The sequence below is a fragment of the Alphaproteobacteria bacterium genome (genome assembly GCA_016699305.1).
Taxonomy (GTDB): Bacteria; Pseudomonadota; Alphaproteobacteria.
The window spans coordinates 13137-31633 of record CP064970.1; the positions used below are offsets into that span (position 1 = coordinate 13137).

An 18497-nucleotide genomic window follows, 5' to 3' on the forward strand; every position below is an offset into this window, starting at 1 on the left:
CGTGATCCTTCTTAGGCTTTGGCGTCTTGCCAGAAACTCTTTATGCCATCTGCCACGCGCTCGATTTGCGCGGGTGTCAGATGCGGAGAGAAGGGCAAGGACAAAACGCGCCCTGCTAGGCTTTCTGTGATGGGCAATGCGCCGGTCTTCATGCCTAGATCCGCATAACAAGGTTGCAGATGGACAGGCTTGGGATAGTGGATTTGCGCGGCGATGCCTTTGGCCGTCAAATGGCGCTGCAAGGCTTCGCGGCGATCGGTCTTGATGACATATAAATGATGCACCGACTCGCCATACGACGGCGTTTCCACGAGTTGCAAAGGAAGACCTTCAAGCGCCTGGTCATACATGGCCTTTAATTGCCTCCGCCGCGCGTTCCAATCGCGCAGATGTTTCAGCTTGACGGACAAAACGGCGGCTTGCAGCCCATCTAGCCTGGCGTTGTGTCCCAGCATGACGTGATGGTGCTTTTCCGGTTGGCCGTAGTTGCGCAGCATACGCACGCGGTCCGCAAGGCTTGAGTCTGACGTCAGAATGGCGCCGCCATCGCCAAGGCATCCCAGATTTTTGCCCGGGAAGAAGCTATGACAAGCGATCTGGCCATATGTGCCCACGGGGCGGCCTTGGATGCGGGCGTCCAGCGCTTGCGCCACATCCTCCACCAGGGTCAGATGATGCTTTTGACAAATCTTGATCAATTCATGCACCGGTGCGGGATGGCCAAAAAGATGCACGGCGATCACGGCTTTGGTGCGCGGGGTGATGGCGGCCTCGACGGCGGCAGGGTCGATCTGATGCGTGGCGGCATCCACCTCGACCAGAACAGGCCGCGCCCCGCTTTGCGAGATGGACGAGATGGTGGATATCCATGTATTGGCGACCGAGATGACCTCGTCGCCCGGTCCCCAGTTTAATGCATGAGCGGCCATTTCCAGTGCCGCCGTGCCCGATGAGACCGAGACGGTCTGTAAGGGCGCGCCGCCGTGAAAATCGCTGAAGTCCTTTTCGAACTTATCGACATGCGGCCCTAAGATGAATTGCGAGTCGTCCAGAACCGATTCGATGGCGGCTCGCAGCTCGTCCGCGATCTCACGATGTTGTGCGCCCAGATCCACAAAGGGGATGGGTGCGTCAGTATCTACGCTCGATGCGGCAATGCCGGTCATGTCTTAGCTCCACAAGAGATAACGATTACAGCAAGCGCCCATTGCAGGTGACATCGTCCACCAGTTTGCGGGCATCCAGGATGTGGCGGTACCAATCCACTGTCACGGTGCGCGGGACATAGGACAGGCGGCGTTCCAGCAGGGCTTGGGTGACCTCGCGCAGGCCTTCCATGGGCGTGATGTGGCTTTCAAAGCCCAAGACATCCTTGGCCTTGGTAAAATTGGCCATATAGTTGCGCTTATCGACCGCGCTGGGAATCACGACCAGCTCCACATCGAAATGCAGTTTCTGCTGCACTTCCGAAGCCAGCTCCATGATCTGGATGTTGGAGTGGCCGATGTTAAACACCTGGCCGTTGATCTTAGCCTTATCCGCCTTCATGGCGGTGCAAAAGGCGCGCGCGGCGTCGTTGACGTGTAGAATAGGACGCCATTGTTTGCCCCCGCCCGTCACTTCCAGGCGGCGTTTGGCGACGGCGGTATAGGACATATAGTTGATGATCAAGTCAAAGCGCATCTTGGCCGACATGCCGAACAAGGTGGACATGCGCAAGGCTGTGACGCAGAACTTGTCGCTGGCCAGGGCCAGAGCGCCAAGCTCCGCTTTGCGATTGCATTCGGCGTAAACCGTCAGCGGGTTTAGCGGCGATTCCTCGCTGCAAGGCCCGCCGCTTTCGCTGGCCCCATAGACCGAGCATGAGCTGGACAGCAGATATTGCGACACGCCTGCCGTATGAGCGGTCTCGGCCACATGCACGCGGCCCAGAAAATTGACGTTGATCGTCAGATTGGGATCTAAATTGCCGCTGGGATCGTTGGAGAAGGCGGCGAAGTCGCACACCACATCCACGCCCGCTAAGTCCGAGACTTCCATGTCTCGGATATCCTTTTTGACCAGGGTCAAGCGCTGCGCCACTTCCGGATCCGCCGCGATGTCGTTGAAGACATCGGTGCCAAAGTAGAAGCGGTCATAGGCCGTCACTTCATGGCCTTCGCGCAGCAACATCTTGACCAATTGGCTTCCCAGATAGCCGCCGCCCCCGGTGACCAGAACTTTCTTGCGCATCATGTTGTCGTTCTCCTTTTGGGCATCGGCGTCAAGCTTGGTCTTGATTCAGAACATGTCCGCGTCACACAAGGGCATTCGTCCCAATTGTGACCTGGCTTATTAGTCGATCAATGGCACGCGGACGACGTCCGCCTCGTATTCCTCTTGACTACGACCATTGCCCGAGACGACGAGTTGCAGGCTATCTTCAGTGAAGCGCAAGGCGTGTTCTGTCATCGGCCCCGAGAAGACGGATTGTCCGGCCACGACGTGAACGCATTTGGGAGGATTGGGGTCGCCCACTTTGCGCCAGTAATAGTCGAACGCTCCCTTAATGAGATGGTCTATATGCCAATCCGTCTTGTGGTAGTGATTGGCTCGAATGGTGCCGGGCCGGGACGCGATCAATCCGGCACTTTTCATTGGTAGGTCGCAAATCGGCTGAATCATGCCGCGCGCATCCTCAAACCCCTTGGGCAATTCAACCAATCCGTCTTCGGGATAGTTTGTCGCGCCTCCGAGAGATTTTTTGACTTCGCTGCTCATGATACCCTCTCTTGTTAAGGTTTATGAAGGTATAGAAGGCCGAAATTCTTAATTATTGGTGAAGGATGAGATGCCAATTATTGGCCGTTCTCTTGGGTGTCCGGTATGCTTGGCGACCATGCGCGACTCGTCTAAGCTTCACCGACAAGACGAATATACCGAAGGGCACAAGGCATGACGGATTCAGGCGATAGCGCGCTCAATGTCCCGCTTGTCATGGCGCGCTGGCTCCGCACCTTGGAGGGGTTCGATGCGTCTGTGGAGAATTTGTATCGGGAAGACAGCAGCTATGATGTGCCGTCTATAGAACGGGTTATCGATACTGATCCACTGATAAAGGCTGCGGCGCATATTCGATCCCAAATGATTCAAACGCTGTGTGGATTGTCAGAGGCTGATAGTCGTGCTTGCGCGGCTTTTAAGTTGGAACGGCAAAACGGATACTGGGCTTGGCGACATGCCGCCGATTTGATGCCTCTGGCATCGGACGAAGAAAAATTGTTCGAGCAGATATGTGATCAATTGACTCGGCCCTGGGACCAGCCTGGCATGCTTCGGGCATGCAATCTTTTGCGTCTGTATCCATGGAGGCATGTATGGCGCGCGCCTATTCAGATGTATGGCCTGGCTTCGCCCCTGTTGGTGCAGAATTATATCGAGACGATGCTGCATGAACCGTCCTGGTTGATGCAGAGGGAGGATGCGGGGCTGTTGGCGCAGCATCGGGTAGGTCTATTTTCAACTTCTGAAAAATGGTTGCTCGACAATTCCATTCCAACGCCAGCGCGCAAGGCGGCGGCGTTGATGCTGCTGGATTGGGGGCGCACGGCGGCATGTCTGGCGGCGGATATCGATTTATCGGGAAGCTTGTCAGCTCGGCATCGCATGATTGACGCGGCGGCGGGTCTGTTCACAGACAGCGACGGAGCATCGGCCCAGGAAGGGCATCATGCCGCGCCCCCGCCGGCTAAGACAAAGCGGCGCGTGGGCATCATGTGCGAGAGCGTGCATCCCACCCCTCGGGCGTGGAGCGTGCTGGCCATCGCCATGGCCCTACCCGCAGACATGTTCGAAATCGTGATTTTGACTCCTGACTACGACATCTCCTTCACGGCGAATGCCGATTTCTCACGGCCTTTGTTCAATCGCATCGACCGAATCCATAAATTGATCGGCACGCCCGCGCAGGTGCGCGTGGCGTTGCGGGAAGAGGACTTGGATGTTCTGATCTTGGCCATCACGCCTTTCCAAGGCGGCAAATTCGATTATGTGCTGCGTGAGCGTTTTGCCCCGCGTCAGTATCTGATGGACCGCTTTTGGCCCGCCCATGTGGATCGTTTGGTCGTGGATGCCGTGATCTCGGAAAATGTGGATGCAACCGCATGGACCAATGCTCCCGTTGTGGCGATCGGGCCTGCGGCGCAATTCTCGCCCATGGCATGCAGTGTGTTGGCGCGTCATGAATCCCTTAGCCGTGCGAGTTTGGGACTGACCCAGGATCAGCCCGTGCTGTTCGCTCTGCCCCCTGGCATTACCATGACGGCGGATATTCCACAGATGTGGGTCGAGGCTTTGGTAGCGGTTCCGGGGTCTGTGCTGCTGATTAGCCCTTATCCCCATGCGCAGGATATAACTTTGCGTCACGCATTGACGCAAGCCTGTCAGTCGCGCGGGATCAATGCGGATCGGCTGCGCTTCTTGTCGGATCTGAACGCCGGGGACTTAAGACAATTATTCGCCATGGCGGATGTGTGCTTGGCATCGGATATGGGGTTTGCTCCCCTGTCGCTCAACGATGTCCTTGGGGCTGGCGGCGTTCCTGTCTTGGTGGCGTCTGCGGGAGCGCGAGGCGACCGCGCCCGATCATGGATGCGTGGCCATGGCCTTGAAGATCTTTGCATCAGCCAGGACGAGCATGCTGGGGCGCATATGGCGCGGTTGCTGGAAGATTCGAAGGAACTTCAGTCCTGGCGTTGCCGCATCGCCAAGCTGGCGCAGCAAGATGATGGGGAGCGTCTGGCCGGGGCCGTCAAGGCGGCAAGCGCTGTTCTACCTGATGCCCTAGTCAGGCCATAAGCCTCCATACATGTTGAAGGGTCTAAGATTCAGCACAGGCGCGAATGGCGGGTGATGGATGCTCGCCGTCGCGAGCATGACTCGTTGAGAGGTTGGAATCACAAAAGCTTTTGAGTTCTTGTGGGGATCCAGTTCTTTCCCTGTCTCACGGGAGTCACCCTCGTGAAAACGAGGGTCCATCACCTGTCCTTGCCGATGGAGCTCATGGTCCAGACTTATCATTCCCATACAAGCTGATATGGAAATTAGTCGAACTGAGTATAAACCTCGCTTGATGCGGCTGGGTTAGGAACTGCGCTATCAGTCGCGGCAAGGATGCGGTCTTCGATCAAGCGATCAAAGACCGTCTGCATGTTCGCGCTGTTACGCATGCCGTCGAAGAAGGGGAAGTCAAGTTTATCCTGGCGCGCCTTCAATGTGTCGCGGATGGATTGCCGCCATGCCGGGTCGTTGCCCAGCCGCGCGGCGATATCAACGTATTCTTGCGTGCTTTGGGCGACCACCTCGCCCAGGCCGATATTGGCCGTTAGGTTGGCGTCCGTCGTGCCGCGCAGCCAAGGGCTTTGCCGAACCACAAGCGGCGTGGCGTGCAAAAGAGACAACATGACCGAGGTCGATCCGCCATGAGGGAAGCTGCCCAGAAAAACATCGCCCAGCAGCATGATGCGGTTGCCCATGGTCGGCGTTAGAACGCCGGTCAGTCGCACACGGGCGGGATCGATCTGCGGGAAGCGTTTGAACATGGCTCGCAGCCGCGCGGCCAGCGTCAGCGACCAGAATGTGGCGTCCCAGCTGGGATTGTAAGGGGACAAAAGCAATATGCTGCCCGGTACGCGCTCCAGGATTCGCATCCAGCTGTCCAACAGCGTGGGCACAAGCTTTTGCGCGGCGTGGCCGTTGTAAAAGACCACGGCATCCTCCGGCAGTCCCAGCGTCGCTCGGGTCAACGCCTCGTCCGGTTCGGTCGGTGGGCGCGGATCGTACCAGACCATGGGAGATGGAGTCGTCACCACGTCTTCGGGACATTCGGCGCGGTATTTACGAAGGCACCATTCCGGGGCATCGCCCGTGATGCAGGCGTCGAAACTGGGATGCCCCATGCTCATCGGGATCATGCTGTTCAGCCATAGCTGCAGCCGGGCCAGACGATGGCTCAGCAGCATGTCTAGGCCCGAATAGGCGGTCGCAACGACGAATATATCCAGATCGTCGGCCAAGATAGTACGAACCTTGTCACGGACGGTGCCACTCAATGAGACGGTCTTGTGCGCGGTGCGATAGATCAAGCGATAGAAATTCAGACGATGCTCGCTGTTCGGATCATGGCGATCCAGCGAGTAGAAATAGAGTTGATAACGCTTGGAATCAAAATTGACGAAATGGGAAAAGGTGGCGCGCGTATCCGTATAGTCCACCAGGTTGCGCGTCAGGATGCCCAGACGGATCGGTGCGTCAGGCCAGCGCGGACGTGGCGGCGAGACGGGCAGAGGCTCCGCTAAATAAGGTATGGAGGCCACCAGGCTTTTGAACAGACATCCCCGCTCTCGTACCAGGTCATCGGCAGGTTGGTCCGAGTGTTGCGCCGGAGAGGTGTCCAAGCGATCTGCGATGGCTTTACGAAGTAGGCTTTTACGCAACGCGGTCCAACGCGGATGATGGGTCGCGCTCTCCTTAGCTTGGTTTTCTAGCCAAGCTATCAGGCGGCGGATCGTGCCCAGCCATAATTTTTCATCGTCCGGATCGATGAAATAGGACGGCCGTGTCAGGATCATCAAGGCTTGGCCGTAGCGGGAATCGTTCAGATCCTCGACTCCCTTCAGGACCGGAATCTTGTGGGGCTGGTCGTATAAGGAGACAATGAGAAGGGCGCGGAAGACCTCGGGATTGGTGACAGGATGCGCCAACATGCCGCGCATCACGTCCAGAATCTCTCTCTCGGTCTTTTCCAACGGCTGGTCGATAATCGCGCCCATCAGGGAATTGCCGAATTCAATGAGCCGCAGGCCAGTGTCTTCGCGCAGCGTATCGGCGGGCACGGATACGATGGCCGAGAGTATCTGTAAACGCAGTTTCGCCAGTTCGGACGCCACCGCATCCATCCCTACGGGGGCGGTTAGGCTGGGGTGGCGCATCTGGTTGAAAACGCCATTCGTCACCTGGCGCATGCGCGAAGTGGCGGCCATCAGTACGGAAGCAACGTCAACACTCATGCGCCAAATGTGGCAGTATCAGACTCTGCGTGCAAGCGCGTTGCTTGACCCAAGCCCAGCCAAGCCATTCATGATCATGGGAAAACGAGGCATAGATATGTCTATGGCGAATCGGTCGGGTTAGTGCGACTGATCCTCTTCCTCGATGTCTTCTTCTTCGGCGTCGAGCACATCTTCCACATCCACATCGTCGCCTAGCTCGTCGGTGTCTTCGATCACGACGTCTTCCACATTGCCCTCGTCGCCTTCCAGGCCGGGGATGATGGGGGCCTCGTCATCGGCAAAAGGCGTCACGGCCTTTTTGGGCGCACGCACCTTTTCTTCGGCAGGAACGGCTGCGCTGCGGCGTCTGGACTTGCTCTGCGCCTCGGGGTCGAAAACCGCGCCGCATTCCGGGCAAGACGGCTTGGCCTTCTTGAGGTCGTAAAAACGGGTCCCGCAGCTTAGGCAGATTCGCTTGGTGCCCCATTCCGGCTTGGCCATGTCATACCCCCAAAAAGTCCATCAATACGCCAGCGCCCACAAAACACCAGCATCGGCGTGCCGTTTGCCATGATCTGACGCAGATGTCAAAAAAAAGTTTCAGGACGGCCAAATATTTGGCGTGGCTGCACTTTTAAGGATGGGGTGTCGAGGCGGGCGATTCGGCCTGTGCCGTCGCCTGTTGACCGCATTTTGGCTTGCTGAAGGCTGCCGTACGCACCACAGCGCCCACCTCATGCTGCAAATCTGCCTCACTCCATCCCAAACTGGCAATCAGGCGCGGTCCGTTCGAGGTGCAATAGGCGGCAGGAGAAGCCACGGTGGCGATACGCTGGGAAATATCGTTCGCCAGGGTCGTGCGCAGGCGATCCAGATCCGCCGTACCGCCGCCTTGGCTGCGATAGTGGCTCAGCATCACTTGTTCCCATTTCTTGATGTTCTTCAGGTTCTTGCGGGTGAAACTGGTATAGTTCTTGATAAGGTCTTCGCCCTTTGCTCCGCGTAGACAGGTGATGGCGGTGACCATCAATTCGCTATGCAGACGCAAAGCGCTTTCGGCTTCGGCTTCAGACGGTTCATAGCATCCAGCCGCTTGGGCGGGAGAGGCATTCGCCAAGGAACACGCTAAAAAAGCGGCGGCGCATAACGTTCCATAACGGAAGAAGATCGTCATTTTGGTCACCTCGGTCAGGTTGAGCTTCTTGTGAGGTTATTGCGGTTTGTAGCCGAGTTTGCAAGTCTTGTGCCCAAGCTACCATGGATGCAGGAAAATGTCCGAATCTCCCCAAGGTCAGGAAACAGCAAAAACATGGCCGGGACCTGTTATTCTCCCTTATCGGGGATTTGGCCTCGGTTGGCTCCGGATGCGTTTGTCGCGCCGGGCGCGGTGGTGGTGGGGGATGTGGAGATCGGCTCGCAAAGCAGCATATGGTTTGGCTGCGTCCTGCGCGGGGACGTGCATTCCATCCGTATCGGGGCGCGCACCAATATCCAAGATGGAACCGTGATCCATGTGACCACAGGCGGGCAGGGGACGCAGATCGGCGATGACGTCACCATCGGCCACGCCGTTTTGCTGCATGACTGCGTCATCGAATCGGGGGCCTTTATCGGTATGCGGGCGATTGTGTTGGATGGCGCTCGTGTCGCATCGGGCGGCATGCTGGGGGCGGGGGCCTTGTTGCCGCAGGGGCGACATGTGCCCGGGGGCGAATTGTGGCTGGGTGCGCCGGCGCGGTTCGCCCGATCCTTGCGCTCGGATGAAAATGCCATGATCCATGACCGTGCCGCGCATTATGCGGCGTTGGGCCAAGAATATCTATCCATGCAAAAGGGGAATGCGGCATGAGCCAATCCGACGACGCGCCTTCGCGCCGTGAATTTTTGGGCCTTGCCGCCTGTGCCATGGCCGGGGTAGGGGTCTTGGCGGCGGCGGCGCCTTTTGTCATGGCTTCGGGACCGGGGCAGATGGACGACACGGCAAGCGTGGTGGATGTCGATTTGGGGGACATGCTTCCAGGCACACAAAAAATCGTGTCCTGGCAGGGTAAGCCGGTCATTATCCGCCATCGCACAGCCGAAGATATGGCCAGCGCGCGCGGCGATGATGCAGCTCAGGGCCTTATCGACCGCGCCCGTGATGCCGATCGTGTGCGCGGTTCGGTGATTGATGGTCAGGCGGCCCCGCAATGGTTGGTGCTGGTGGGTGTTTGTGCTCATCTGGGGTGCATGCCAGGACCGGCGCGCGATTCCCAAAATACAGGCGGCTGGGTATGCCCGTGCCATGGTTCCCGTTTTGACTCTTCGGGCCGTGTCCGTAGCGGTCCTGCAGCTCGCAACATGGCGGTGCCGCCCTATCGCTTCGTCACGCCCACGCGCATTCGGATCGGTGAAGAGGCATGACCAAACACCCTGGTATTCTGGCTTGGTGGAATCAACGTTTGCCTGTGGGCGCGTTCTGGCAACGTCATGTCGCTGGCCATCGCGTGCCGCGCAATTTGAATCCGATGTGGAGCTTTGGCGCGGCGGCGACGTTGCTTCTGCTGGTCATCATGTTCAGCGGTTTCGTGTTGGCGCTGCATCTGCGCGTGGATGTGGATCAGGCGTTTGATAGCGTGCAGCGTTTGGTGCGCGAAGTGCCTTATGGTTGGTTGATGCGGTCGCTGCACGCGCATGGTGTCTCATTCCTATTTTTCGCCGTCACGGCGCATATGCTGCGCGGCGTGTATTACGGATCGTTCAAGCCGCCGCGCGAGGTGGTGTGGATCATCGGCGTGGTCATGGGGCTTGTGATGTTGGGCTGCGCCTTCACGGGTGCCGTGTTGTCGTGGTCGCAAACGGGATACTGGTCGGCCACGGTGGTCACTGATCTGGCCTCGGTCCTGCCTGGCGGCGATTCTGTGGTGACATGGTTGCGCGGCGGCGAGACCTTGGGCACACCAACATTGCAACGCTTCTTTGTGCTGCATCTGTTGTTGCCGTTTTTGTTGCTGTTCTTGCTGGGGCTGCATATTTGGGCGATTCATGCGGTCGGCTCCAACAATCCCACGGGGATTGAGCCGCGCGCGGCGAACGAGACCAAGCCCTTCTTTCCCAACCATCTGGCACGAGTGGGGCTGCATCTGTGTTTCATGATGATGCTCTATGCGGCCTGTGTCTTCTTTTGGCCCGAGGCATGGAACGATCCAAACACTTTGCGTCCGGCCGATCCGATGCAAACCCCTGCCCAAATTGCCCCGGCCTGGTATCTGCGGCCCTATTTCGCCATGCTTCGCGCGGTTCCAGATAAGGCCTTGGGCGCGCTGGCATTGCTGGCCGGATTGTTGGTGCCTTTGGCACTGCCCTGGTTGGATCGCCATCCGGTGCGTAGCGGGCGTTATCGTCCGTGGTTCCGTGCATGTTTCGCGGGATATGTGGCGGCATGGTTGGCCTTGATCTGGGCGGGCGGGCAAGAGGCTCAAGGTGCGGCGTTGCTGGTCGCGCGCTTGGGTACCGCCTATGTGCTGGGGTTCTTCTTGGTGATGTTGCCTCTGCTGTCCCGCTTTGAAAAAGTCCGTCCCATTCCAGCCAGTTTGACTCAGGCCCTCAAGGGCAAGAAACATTTATGCCTATGGCTGTTGTTGGCGGGTGGACTGGCCCCCGGTTCTTTGCAGGCCGCCACAACCCCGACATGGCCGCATTTGGCGATGTTGGGAAGCTATGACCGGGTGGCCATTCAGCGCGGTTGGCAGGTCTATCGTGAACTTTGCTCAAACTGTCCGGCTTTGGCCTTTGTCACCTATCGCCATTTGACAGGGTTGGGCTATGACTTGGCTCAGGCCCGCGCCTTTGCTCGGCGCGATGCGGGAGGCGTCATGGACGCGCCCTTACGACCAATGGGCGCAGTCTATGATCCGGTGGCTGCGCGAGCGGCCAATCTGTCCTTGATCGTGCGAACCACGCCAGGGGGGGAAGCGGCGGTATTTCGCTTCTTGATAGGTCAAGGAGACGGGCTGTCCCCCATCCTTGGGTTGGCCGAGATGCCCATGAGCATAGGCCAAGCGCAGATGGCCTATGCCGATGCTACCCCCGCCACACCACCGCAGATGGCCTATGACCTGGTGGCTTTTCTGGCCTGGGCCGCCGATCCGAACTTAGATCAACGGCACCGCCTGGGGCTGGGCGTGATGATCTTTCTTGTTGTTTTTTCGATCATATTCATTGGCCGAGTGGGGCTGAATGTTCCAAAAACCGTTTGATTGTTCGAATCCAGCATAGTTGACACGATCATGCAGCTTTGAGACAAACTCTATCGCGCGGTTCGTCGATGACGAATCGTTCCTCGTAAGAACGTTGCAGAAGGTGGAGCAGCCATGGATCCCGTCAGTGCAAAATATCTCGCCGCCGCTTTGGCGCTGTTGCCGGTCTTTGGCGTCGGTTTGGCGCTGGGCAATCTGGCCAATGCGTGGTTGACGGCGATTGCCCGCAACCCGTCCGCCGCGTCGCAATTGCGTCCCGTGGCGTTCCTGACCTTGGGCATGACCGAAGCCTTGGCCCTGTTCGCCTTGGCTGTGTCGATCATCCTGCTTTTCGTCGTTTGATGGGAAGGGGCGGCTCGATGCCGCTGCGGCGGTCTAGGCCATGGGGGATAATTGCAGGGACGTGGCTGCTGGCCATGTTCGCGCTGCCTTTGTGCGCCTTGGCCGCCGAGCATGCCGAGGAAGCCGCCGCCCCCAAGGGCCTGCCGCAATTCGATCCCAGCTGGTACCCTTCCCAGGTCTTCTGGCTGCTGGCGATTTTCGCGGTGTTCTATATCGCCATGGCCTTCATGGCGGCCCCGGCCTTCCAATCGCTGTCGCGTCAACGGCAAGAGGAAATTGACCGCGAAAGCCACCAGACGCAAGATTTGCGCGATCAGGCCGAGGCTCTGATGAATGAGTATGAGGCCGACATGGCGCAATCGCGTCAGCAGGCCCAGGGCCTCATTGCTCAGACGGTTGATGACGTCCTACGCCACGAGAACGTGGCGATGATGGAGATGGCCAGCAACATCACGAAGCGGTTGGACGATTCTCATCAACAAATCGAACAGGCCCATGCCAAGGCCGTCACCTCGGTCGAGGGGGCCTGTGTCGATCTTACGATCCAGATGATCGAGAGAATGACGGGCGCGCGCCTGACTCCCGATCATGTGCGCCCGAGCGTGGCGGCGGTTTTGGCGCGCCGCTTTGCCACAACGTCATAGGGGCCGGGCGATGGATTTTCTTCATGCCTATCTTCAGTCTCCCGTTTTCTGGTTATGGGTGGGCTTGGCCATTCTGGTCTTCGCTGCGGCCCGTCCCGTGGCTAAAATTGTCGCTACGGGGCTTGACGGCTATGCCCACAAGGTGACGCATGAGATCGAGCAAGCCCAGCGTTTGCGGGAAGAGGCTCAGACCTTGCTAGAAGAAGCCAAGCATAAGCACATTGAAACCGTAGATGAAGCCAAAGCGATTTTGGAGGCCGCCCGGGTTCAGGCCGAACGTCTGCGTATCCAGGCCCAGCAGCGCTTGGAGCGTGAGATTGCCCAGCATGAGGATTACGCCTTACGCCGCATCCGTCAGATGGAGTCCTCGGTGGTCGAGGATCTGCGCCATGGGCTGGCCGATGCCGCCGTGGAGGCGGCCGAAGAAACCCTGCGCGGCCATCTGGATGCCGCCCAGCAGGACGATCTGGTCGAACATGCGCTGAAAGCGTTGCCAGCAAAGCTGGCGCGGCGCACTCTGCCGTAACGACCTCAATTCGATCATAAGGAGTATTTGTCCGTGGCCAGCCAAAGGCAATTGCGCGTGGGCGAGATGGTGCGCCATTCCTTGTCCCGCATGCTGCAGCAGGGCGATGTGTCCTGGCCTGAGGGCGTCAGCGAAACTCCCGTGACCATTAGCGAGGTGCGCATCAGCCCTGATTTGCGAGCTGCCCTAGTCTTTGTGATGCCTCTGGGCGGCGAGAAAGTGAAAGAGACGGTGCGCGCCTTGAACGACATGGCCCCCGCCTGCCGCCATATTTTGGCCAGTGAGATCGAATTGCGTTATGTGCCAACTCTCAAATTCAAGGCGGACGACAGTTACGGCCAGGCCGATGTGGTCGAACGCCTATTGCGTGATCCCCATGTGGCACGCGATCTGGAGCCTTCCGCCGACCCCGATAAGGAATAAGCGCTGTCCGTGCTTCACGGCTGGTTCAGGATCGAAAGTATAGAATGATGACCTATGTCGTAACTAGTGGCAGCGGACATATTGATATTGACGCATTGGCCTGTGCCGAGGCGTATAACGAATTCTTGCTGGGAAGCGGACAGCGTTCGCAGGTGGTGTTCACTCCACAGGTGAACGCTACGGTGCCGCCGATGATTAGACAGCTACAAGGTGCAAGGATTCGGGGCAGCGATTGGGTTCCCACAGAAGCGCATTTGAAATTTGTCGTTATGGATGTGTCCAATCCGGATTATTTTGATCCGATTGTCAAAGCCAGTGGCATTGCAGAGATATTCGATCATCATTACGGCCACGAAGAATATTGGCTGGCAGAAAAAAGCGTGAAGGCCACGATTGAACCCATCGGGGCATGCGCGACTCTGGTTTGGGAACGGATTAGAGAGCAAAACGGCGAGAGTCATTTATCCGAGGCCGCCATTCAAATGCTGATGGCGGCGATCTTATCGAATTCCCTGAATTTCAAGAGTCAGGGCTCAACGATCAGAGACGAACAAGCCTATGCGGCACTCGCCGCGCGAATAGGCGCTGGCCATGAATGGAAAGAGCGGTTTTTTACAGAGGTTGGGCAGCATATTGCCGCCGATCCCGTCAAGGCTCTTTTGCAAGACCAAAAGATCGTGAAGCTGGGAAGCTCCGATTTCTGGATGGGCCAAATTGAGCTGTGGGACGCCCAAGCATTAACATCGCCGGAATTTGGTCAGATGATCATGCATATGTTAAGCAATGTCGGTCCAGGACTGGCGAATATTGTCAGTATTGAGAAAGGTGTAAATTATATTTATGCTGACTCCGTCCAAACAATGGCGTTTATTCGTGACCTCCTTCCCGGAAAGCAATTGGGGGCATGTCTATACCAGACATCGCGTCTCTGGTTGCGCAAAGAGATTATCAAGGAAGCCGCGCAGAGGTTGGATAAACACGATGCCGACCATCACAGCGCACGCGCATCTTAAACTCTGTGCATGGGGTTAGAATTTATGCCTAACGGCTGGCTCATTCTCGATAAACCCTTGGGCCTTAGCTCGACACAGGCCATGGGGCGGGTAAAGCGTTTGTTGGGACAGCGTAAGGCCGGCTATGCCGGGACGTTAGATCCCCTGGCCAGCGGCGTTTTGCCCATTGCCCTGGGGCAGGCCACGCGCACCATTCCCTTTACCGAATCCTATGACAAGACCTATGCCTTCACCATCCGTTGGGGCGAGGCGCGCAGCACGGATGATGCCGAAGGGGAGGTTATCGCCCGCAGCGATATGCGTCCTTCGCCCGAACAAATCCATGCGGCTATGGTACAATTTATTGGCGATATTCAACAGGTTCCGCCCATTTATTCAGCTATTAAGCAAGGTGGCCGTCCGGCCTATGCCAGGGCGCGGGCAGGTGAAGACGTGCAGATGGTTCCCAGGCAGGTGGTTATTCGTCGGTTTGAGGTCAAGGATATCCCCGATCCGGACACCGCCTGCTTCGAGGTGGATTGCAGCAAGGGCACCTATATTCGGTCTTTGGCGCGGGATTTGGCCATAGCGCTGGGCACTTGCGGCTATGTGGCGGCCTTGCGCCGTCTGCGCTGCGGCATTTTCGGCGTTGAAACTGCAATAGGGCTGGAAAGTTTGGCGGATTTGGTGCACAAAGAGCGCGCGTGTTCTGCTCTTTTGCCTTTGGATAGTGTGCTGGACGACATCCTGGCGCTATCCGTGACGGAGGAACAGACTCAGTGCTTGCGGCACGGACAGCCCCTGATGGGCGTCCATGCTCAAGGGCTGCCCGTGGGCGACGAAGGTCAAAAGGCCTTGGCTCGCGGCGTCGCGGAAAGTCCCGTGGCCTTGCTGGAATACCGGCAAGGCGCGTGGTGGCCGGATCGCGTATTCACTCACACAGACGAATGAAAAGGAGACATCACGATGTCGCTATCTGCCGAGCGCAAGCAAGAGCTGATTAAAGACAATGCCCGGGTCGCGGGCGATACCGGTTCGCCGGAGATTCAGGTGGCTTTGTTGACCGAGCGTATCAACGGCCTGGACGAGCATTTCAAGACGCACCGCAAAGACCACCATTCGCGCCAAGGGCTGCTGAAGATGGTGGGCCATCGTCGCAGCCTTCTGGATTACCTGAAGGGCGTGGATGCCGGGCGTTACGAGGCGTTGATCAAGAAATTGGGTATCCGCAAATAATGGCCAAGACGATCAAAGGCTGGTTGGATTTTTTGGAATCCTACCGGCCTTTTGACGAGTCTGAGGCTTTGAACTGTCGTCAGTTGGTGGATTTTCTGCGGTCGAGCGACAATCCGTTCGATCGCAGCAATCTGTTGGCGCATTGCGTGGCTGACGCCTTGATTGTCAATCCGGTGCGCAGCCATGCGTTGATGTTGGTGCATGGCGTTTCCGGGAATTGGATGTCTCCAGGCGGTCATGCCGATGGTGATGCCGATCTATGTGCCGGGGCCTTGCGCGAAGCCGAGGAAGAAACCGGCCTGAGTCAGGCTATTCTTATGCCTTTGCGTGGTGGGCGGCTTTGGGACGTCAATGTCGGCCTGGTGCCCGAACGCATATCGCGCTATGGGCGCGAGCCTTCACATCTGCATTTCGATATATGTTTCGCCTTTGAGGCGGAGGATTCATTCCCTTTGAAAATCAGCGATGAATCCGACGATTTGGCGTGGCTTCCCGTACAAGATGCCTGTGATAGGACCATACCACCCCATCGCCGACGTTTTGCCAAGCTTCAGGCGGGTTGGGAAGACGTGGCGTGATCTTCTTCCCTTGCTCTCTGGTCGAGGACAAGAGAGCAAGGGAAGCGTGCCAGGACTTTTTAACGTCTGCGCTGTGTCAATGCTCCCGCGCCATGCACGAGATAGTGCCGTCGATCATAGTTAGGGGAGGCCGTGATCCAGAGTTAACTGCCTCAGTCTTTAAGCCGCGCTGACTCGCTTTGCGTCCAGTGCCGTCTTGTCCAGCTTGGTTTTGCCTTCTTCGTGCAGCTGGGTCAGGGTTTTTTGGACGTTCGAGTCGAAGACGTATTCCGCCGGGCGTTGGTGTTCCAACGAGATTTCCGGCGTCATCGGGCCGTCCACACGCGGGCCGCGCAGGGCGACCAGCAAAGTTTTGATCGGGTGGCTGAAGGCATCGTCAGCGGCGGTCGGCTCATAGCCGCAATGCATCATGCAATTGGCGCATTTCTCGTAATTGCCGGTGCCGTATTTGTCCCATTCGGTCGTTTCCATCAGCTCCTTAAAGCTCTTGGCAAAGCCTTCGCCCAGCAGATAGCAAGGACGCTGCCAGCCAAAGATGTTGCGTGTGGGATTGCCCCAAGGCGTGCAGTGGTACGACTGGTTCCCCGTCAGGAAATCCAGGAACAGGCTGCTTTGGCTGAATCCCCAACGCTTTTTGCCGGCTTTTTGTCTGTCCTGGCCCTTCTTAAAGATGGCGCGGAACAAGTCCTTGGTTGCTTGGCGGCTCAGGAAATGCTGTTGGCTGGGCGCGCGCTCATAGGCATAGCCGGGCGAGACGGTGATGGCGTCCACCTTCAGCTCGTCCATGGCCGTGTCAAAGAAAGCCGCCACGCGATCAGGATTCGCGTTGTTGAAAAGCGTGCAATTGACGTTGACGCGGAAACCCCGCGCCTTGGCTTCCTTGATCGCTACCACGGCGCGATCATAGACGCCGTCTTGGCAGACCGAGCGGTCATGCTCTTCCTTTAAGCCGTCCAGATGGACGGAGAAGGTCAAATAGGGCGAGGGCTTGAATTCATTTAACTTCTTTTGCATCAACAGGGCGTTGGTGCACAGATAGACATATTTTTTACGCGCCACGATCCCGGCCACGATCTCGGGCATTTCGTGATGCAGCAAAGGCTCGCCGCCGGGGATGGAGACCACGGGCGCGCCGCATTCGTCCACCGCGTCCAGACATTCTTGCACCGACAGACGCTGATTGAGGATGGCATCGGGATAGTCGATCTTGCCGCATCCTGAACAAGCCAAATTGCAACGGAACAGAGGCTCCAACATCAGCACCAGCGGATAGCGCCGATTGCCTTTCAGTTTTTGGCCCATGATGTAAGAGCCGATATCCAGGCTTTGGCGCAACGGTACGGACATAGGAGATTCCTTTTTTACGGTCGTTATCGGACAGGTGCTTAGGCGGCGCGTCGGTGTTCGGCCTTGGTCAACGCGGTGGGTAGATTGAAGTGAACATTCTCCTCAATTCCATCCAACACCGAGACTTCAAAGCTTTCGCCCCAAGATTCGGCCAGGCGACGCAGCTCATCCACCACGCCTTGCACCAAGTCTTCGGGAGCCGAAGCGCCTGCGGTGACTCCTACCTTCTGATGGCCCTTGATCCATTCTGGCTTCAACTGGTTCTTGTCCTCGACAAGATATGAGGGGATGCCATGCGCTTCCGCCGCCAATTCACGCAGGCGGTTCGAATTGGAACTGTTGGGCGCGCCGACCACCAGCATCACATTCACCTGCTCGCCCATGGCGCGAACGGCATTTTGCCGGTTTTGCGTGGCGTAACATATGTCTTTCGTGGCGGGGCCTACGATATGGGGAAAACGCTGGAACAGGGCCTCCACCACGGCGCGGGTATCATCCATGCTCAATGTCGTTTGGGTGACATAGGCCAAATTCTCGGGATCGCTGACTTCCAGATTCTGGATGTCCTGAACCGTCGAAACCAAATGCACCTTGCCGTGAATGCGGCCCAGCGTGCCTTCGACCTCGGGGTGGCCTTCATGGCCGATCAGGATGACTTCGCGTCCTTGCTTGACCCATAACTGACCCTCGCGGTGGACCTTTTGCACCAAGGGGCAGGTGGCGTCATAGACTTCCAGGCCACGTTGATCCGCCTCTCCCACCACGGCATCCGAGACGCCATGGGCGCTAAAGATCGTGACGCTACCAGCGGGAATCTCATCGCATTGATCGACAAAGATCGCGCCTTTGGCGCGTAGCCGATCGACCACATGGCGGTTATGAACAATCTCGTGCCGTACATAGACGGGCGGGCCAAATTTGTCCAAGGCCATTTCGACAATGGCGATGGCGCGCTCCACACCGGCGCAGAACCCACGGGGCTGAGCAAGGATGACGTGCATGTTCGAGTTTCTCGTCTCAGGGATACGAATAGGAAGAGGGACAGAATAGACGTTAACTGCCCCAAATGCCAAGTCATTTCTTGCTAAACCGTAATATATCGGCAGAGAAAGGCTATGCTATTGAGGCATCAAGCGTTTAGAC

20 protein-coding genes are annotated in these 18497 nt (G+C 57.6%); 12 read left to right on the forward strand and 8 right to left on the reverse strand.

All coding sequences use genetic code 11. The features are described 5' to 3' along the window. Window positions 1-11: 11 nt before the first annotated feature. The 3 genes from IPI58_00100 to IPI58_00110 form a co-directional block, all read right to left on the reverse strand. Entirely contained in the window at window positions 12-1166 is a 1155-nt protein-coding gene (locus IPI58_00100) for a DegT/DnrJ/EryC1/StrS family aminotransferase (GenBank protein QQR69132.1), read from the reverse strand. Window positions 1167-1191: 25 nt separating this feature from the next. Next, complete coding sequence (locus IPI58_00105; GenBank protein QQR69133.1) at window positions 1192-2235, reverse strand: NAD-dependent epimerase/dehydratase; 1044 nt, start codon at window positions 2233-2235, stop codon at window positions 1192-1194. Window positions 2236-2334: 99 nt separating this feature from the next. After that, window positions 2335-2760: a hypothetical protein gene (locus IPI58_00110; protein ID QQR69134.1), complete on the reverse strand. Its 426-nt coding sequence runs from the start codon at window positions 2758-2760 to the stop codon at window positions 2335-2337. 174 nt (window positions 2761-2934) lie between these two features. On the opposite strand from IPI58_00110, the gene IPI58_00115 reads away from it, so the two are divergent. After that, the gene (locus IPI58_00115) at window positions 2935-4836 is read left to right on the forward strand and encodes a hypothetical protein (GenBank protein ID QQR69135.1); all 1902 of its coding nucleotides are present in this window, start codon (window positions 2935-2937) and stop codon (window positions 4834-4836) included. A 245-nt stretch (window positions 4837-5081) separates the two neighbouring features. On the opposite strand, the gene IPI58_00120 is transcribed toward IPI58_00115, so the two are convergent. The 3 genes from IPI58_00120 to IPI58_00130 all read right to left on the reverse strand — a co-directional run bounded on the left by IPI58_00120 (window position 5082) and on the right by IPI58_00130 (window position 8202). After that, a complete protein-coding gene (locus tag IPI58_00120; GenBank protein QQR69136.1) occupies window positions 5082-7046 on the reverse strand; it encodes a hypothetical protein in 1965 nt (654 codons plus the stop codon). 120 nt (window positions 7047-7166) lie between these two features. Then, window positions 7167-7529, reverse strand: coding sequence for a TIGR02300 family protein (locus IPI58_00125; GenBank protein QQR69137.1), 363 nt, complete (start codon window positions 7527-7529; stop codon window positions 7167-7169). 133 nt (window positions 7530-7662) lie between these two features. Beyond that, the gene (locus IPI58_00130) at window positions 7663-8202 is read right to left on the reverse strand and encodes a hypothetical protein (GenBank protein ID QQR69138.1); all 540 of its coding nucleotides are present in this window, start codon (window positions 8200-8202) and stop codon (window positions 7663-7665) included. A 135-nt stretch (window positions 8203-8337) separates the two neighbouring features. On the opposite strand from IPI58_00130, the gene IPI58_00135 reads away from it, so the two are divergent. The 11 genes from IPI58_00135 (at window position 8338) to IPI58_00185 (ending at window position 16007) form a co-directional block, all read left to right on the forward strand. Further along, a complete protein-coding gene (locus IPI58_00135; GenBank protein ID QQR69139.1) occupies window positions 8338-8877 on the forward strand; it encodes a gamma carbonic anhydrase family protein in 540 nt (179 codons plus the stop codon). Continuing rightward, complete coding sequence (gene petA, locus IPI58_00140; protein ID QQR69140.1) at window positions 8874-9431, forward strand: ubiquinol-cytochrome c reductase iron-sulfur subunit; 558 nt, start codon at window positions 8874-8876, stop codon at window positions 9429-9431. Before IPI58_00135 ends, petA begins: the two co-directional genes overlap by 4 nt. After that, entirely contained in the window at window positions 9428-11266 is a 1839-nt protein-coding gene (locus IPI58_00145) for a cytochrome b N-terminal domain-containing protein (GenBank protein QQR69141.1), read from the forward strand. Before petA ends, IPI58_00145 begins: the two co-directional genes overlap by 4 nt. Before the next feature lie 114 nt (window positions 11267-11380). After that, window positions 11381-11608 carry a F0F1 ATP synthase subunit C gene (locus IPI58_00150; GenBank protein ID QQR69142.1) on the forward strand — a complete coding sequence of 76 codons (228 nt, stop codon included), beginning with the start codon at window positions 11381-11383 and terminating at the stop codon, window positions 11606-11608. A gap of 17 nt (window positions 11609-11625) precedes the next feature. Further along, entirely contained in the window at window positions 11626-12252 is a 627-nt protein-coding gene (locus IPI58_00155) for a hypothetical protein (GenBank protein ID QQR69143.1), read from the forward strand. Between the two features lie 10 nt (window positions 12253-12262). Then, window positions 12263-12778, forward strand: a complete 516-nt coding sequence (locus IPI58_00160; protein QQR69144.1) for a hypothetical protein — start codon at window positions 12263-12265, stop codon at window positions 12776-12778. Window positions 12779-12811: 33 nt separating this feature from the next. Beyond that, entirely contained in the window at window positions 12812-13201 is a 390-nt protein-coding gene (gene rbfA / locus IPI58_00165; protein ID QQR69145.1) for a 30S ribosome-binding factor RbfA, read from the forward strand. 44 nt (window positions 13202-13245) lie between these two features. Continuing rightward, entirely contained in the window at window positions 13246-14214 is a 969-nt protein-coding gene (locus IPI58_00170; GenBank protein QQR69146.1) for a DHH family phosphoesterase, read from the forward strand. A gap of 9 nt (window positions 14215-14223) precedes the next feature. Beyond that, window positions 14224-15144, forward strand: coding sequence for a tRNA pseudouridine(55) synthase TruB (truB, locus tag IPI58_00175; GenBank protein QQR69147.1), 921 nt, complete (start codon window positions 14224-14226; stop codon window positions 15142-15144). 15 nt (window positions 15145-15159) lie between these two features. Continuing rightward, window positions 15160-15429, forward strand: a complete 270-nt coding sequence (rpsO, locus tag IPI58_00180) for a 30S ribosomal protein S15 (GenBank protein ID QQR69148.1) — start codon at window positions 15160-15162, stop codon at window positions 15427-15429. Beyond that, window positions 15429-16007, forward strand: a complete 579-nt coding sequence (locus IPI58_00185) for an NUDIX domain-containing protein (protein QQR69149.1) — start codon at window positions 15429-15431, stop codon at window positions 16005-16007. The genes rpsO and IPI58_00185 overlap by 1 nt, the downstream gene beginning before the upstream one ends. A gap of 159 nt (window positions 16008-16166) precedes the next feature. On the opposite strand, the gene hpnH is transcribed toward IPI58_00185, so the two are convergent. Continuing rightward, the gene (hpnH, locus tag IPI58_00190) at window positions 16167-17354 is read right to left on the reverse strand and encodes an adenosyl-hopene transferase HpnH (protein ID QQR69150.1); all 1188 of its coding nucleotides are present in this window, start codon (window positions 17352-17354) and stop codon (window positions 16167-16169) included. 38 nt (window positions 17355-17392) lie between these two features. Further along, window positions 17393-18355, reverse strand: a complete 963-nt coding sequence (gene ispH / locus IPI58_00195) for a 4-hydroxy-3-methylbut-2-enyl diphosphate reductase (protein ID QQR69151.1) — start codon at window positions 18353-18355, stop codon at window positions 17393-17395. Between the last annotated feature and the right edge of the window lie 142 nt (window positions 18356-18497).

Coding starts and splice junctions, on each gene's coding strand:
- IPI58_00130 (QQR69138.1), bottom strand. CDS start 8,202: ATGACGATCTTCTTCCGTTATGGAACGTTATGCGCCGCCGCTTTTTTA.
- hpnH (QQR69150.1), bottom strand. CDS start 17,354: ATGTCCGTACCGTTGCGCCAAAGCCTGGATATCGGCTCTTACATCATG.
- IPI58_00105 (QQR69133.1), bottom strand. CDS start 2,235: ATGATGCGCAAGAAAGTTCTGGTCACCGGGGGCGGCGGCTATCTGGGA.
- IPI58_00185 (QQR69149.1), top strand. CDS start 15,429: ATGGCCAAGACGATCAAAGGCTGGTTGGATTTTTTGGAATCCTACCGG.
- IPI58_00170 (QQR69146.1), top strand. CDS start 13,246: ATGATGACCTATGTCGTAACTAGTGGCAGCGGACATATTGATATTGAC.
- petA (QQR69140.1), top strand. CDS start 8,874: ATGAGCCAATCCGACGACGCGCCTTCGCGCCGTGAATTTTTGGGCCTT.
- IPI58_00150 (QQR69142.1), top strand. CDS start 11,381: ATGGATCCCGTCAGTGCAAAATATCTCGCCGCCGCTTTGGCGCTGTTG.
- truB (QQR69147.1), top strand. CDS start 14,224: ATGGGGTTAGAATTTATGCCTAACGGCTGGCTCATTCTCGATAAACCC.
- IPI58_00135 (QQR69139.1), top strand. CDS start 8,338: ATGGCCGGGACCTGTTATTCTCCCTTATCGGGGATTTGGCCTCGGTTG.
- IPI58_00110 (QQR69134.1), bottom strand. CDS start 2,760: ATGAGCAGCGAAGTCAAAAAATCTCTCGGAGGCGCGACAAACTATCCC.
- ispH (QQR69151.1), bottom strand. CDS start 18,355: ATGCACGTCATCCTTGCTCAGCCCCGTGGGTTCTGCGCCGGTGTGGAG.
- IPI58_00155 (QQR69143.1), top strand. CDS start 11,626: ATGCCGCTGCGGCGGTCTAGGCCATGGGGGATAATTGCAGGGACGTGG.
- IPI58_00120 (QQR69136.1), bottom strand. CDS start 7,046: ATGAGTGTTGACGTTGCTTCCGTACTGATGGCCGCCACTTCGCGCATG.
- rpsO (QQR69148.1), top strand. CDS start 15,160: ATGTCGCTATCTGCCGAGCGCAAGCAAGAGCTGATTAAAGACAATGCC.
- IPI58_00160 (QQR69144.1), top strand. CDS start 12,263: ATGGATTTTCTTCATGCCTATCTTCAGTCTCCCGTTTTCTGGTTATGG.
- IPI58_00100 (QQR69132.1), bottom strand. CDS start 1,166: ATGACCGGCATTGCCGCATCGAGCGTAGATACTGACGCACCCATCCCC.
- IPI58_00125 (QQR69137.1), bottom strand. CDS start 7,529: ATGGCCAAGCCGGAATGGGGCACCAAGCGAATCTGCCTAAGCTGCGGG.
- IPI58_00115 (QQR69135.1), top strand. CDS start 2,935: ATGACGGATTCAGGCGATAGCGCGCTCAATGTCCCGCTTGTCATGGCG.
- IPI58_00145 (QQR69141.1), top strand. CDS start 9,428: ATGACCAAACACCCTGGTATTCTGGCTTGGTGGAATCAACGTTTGCCT.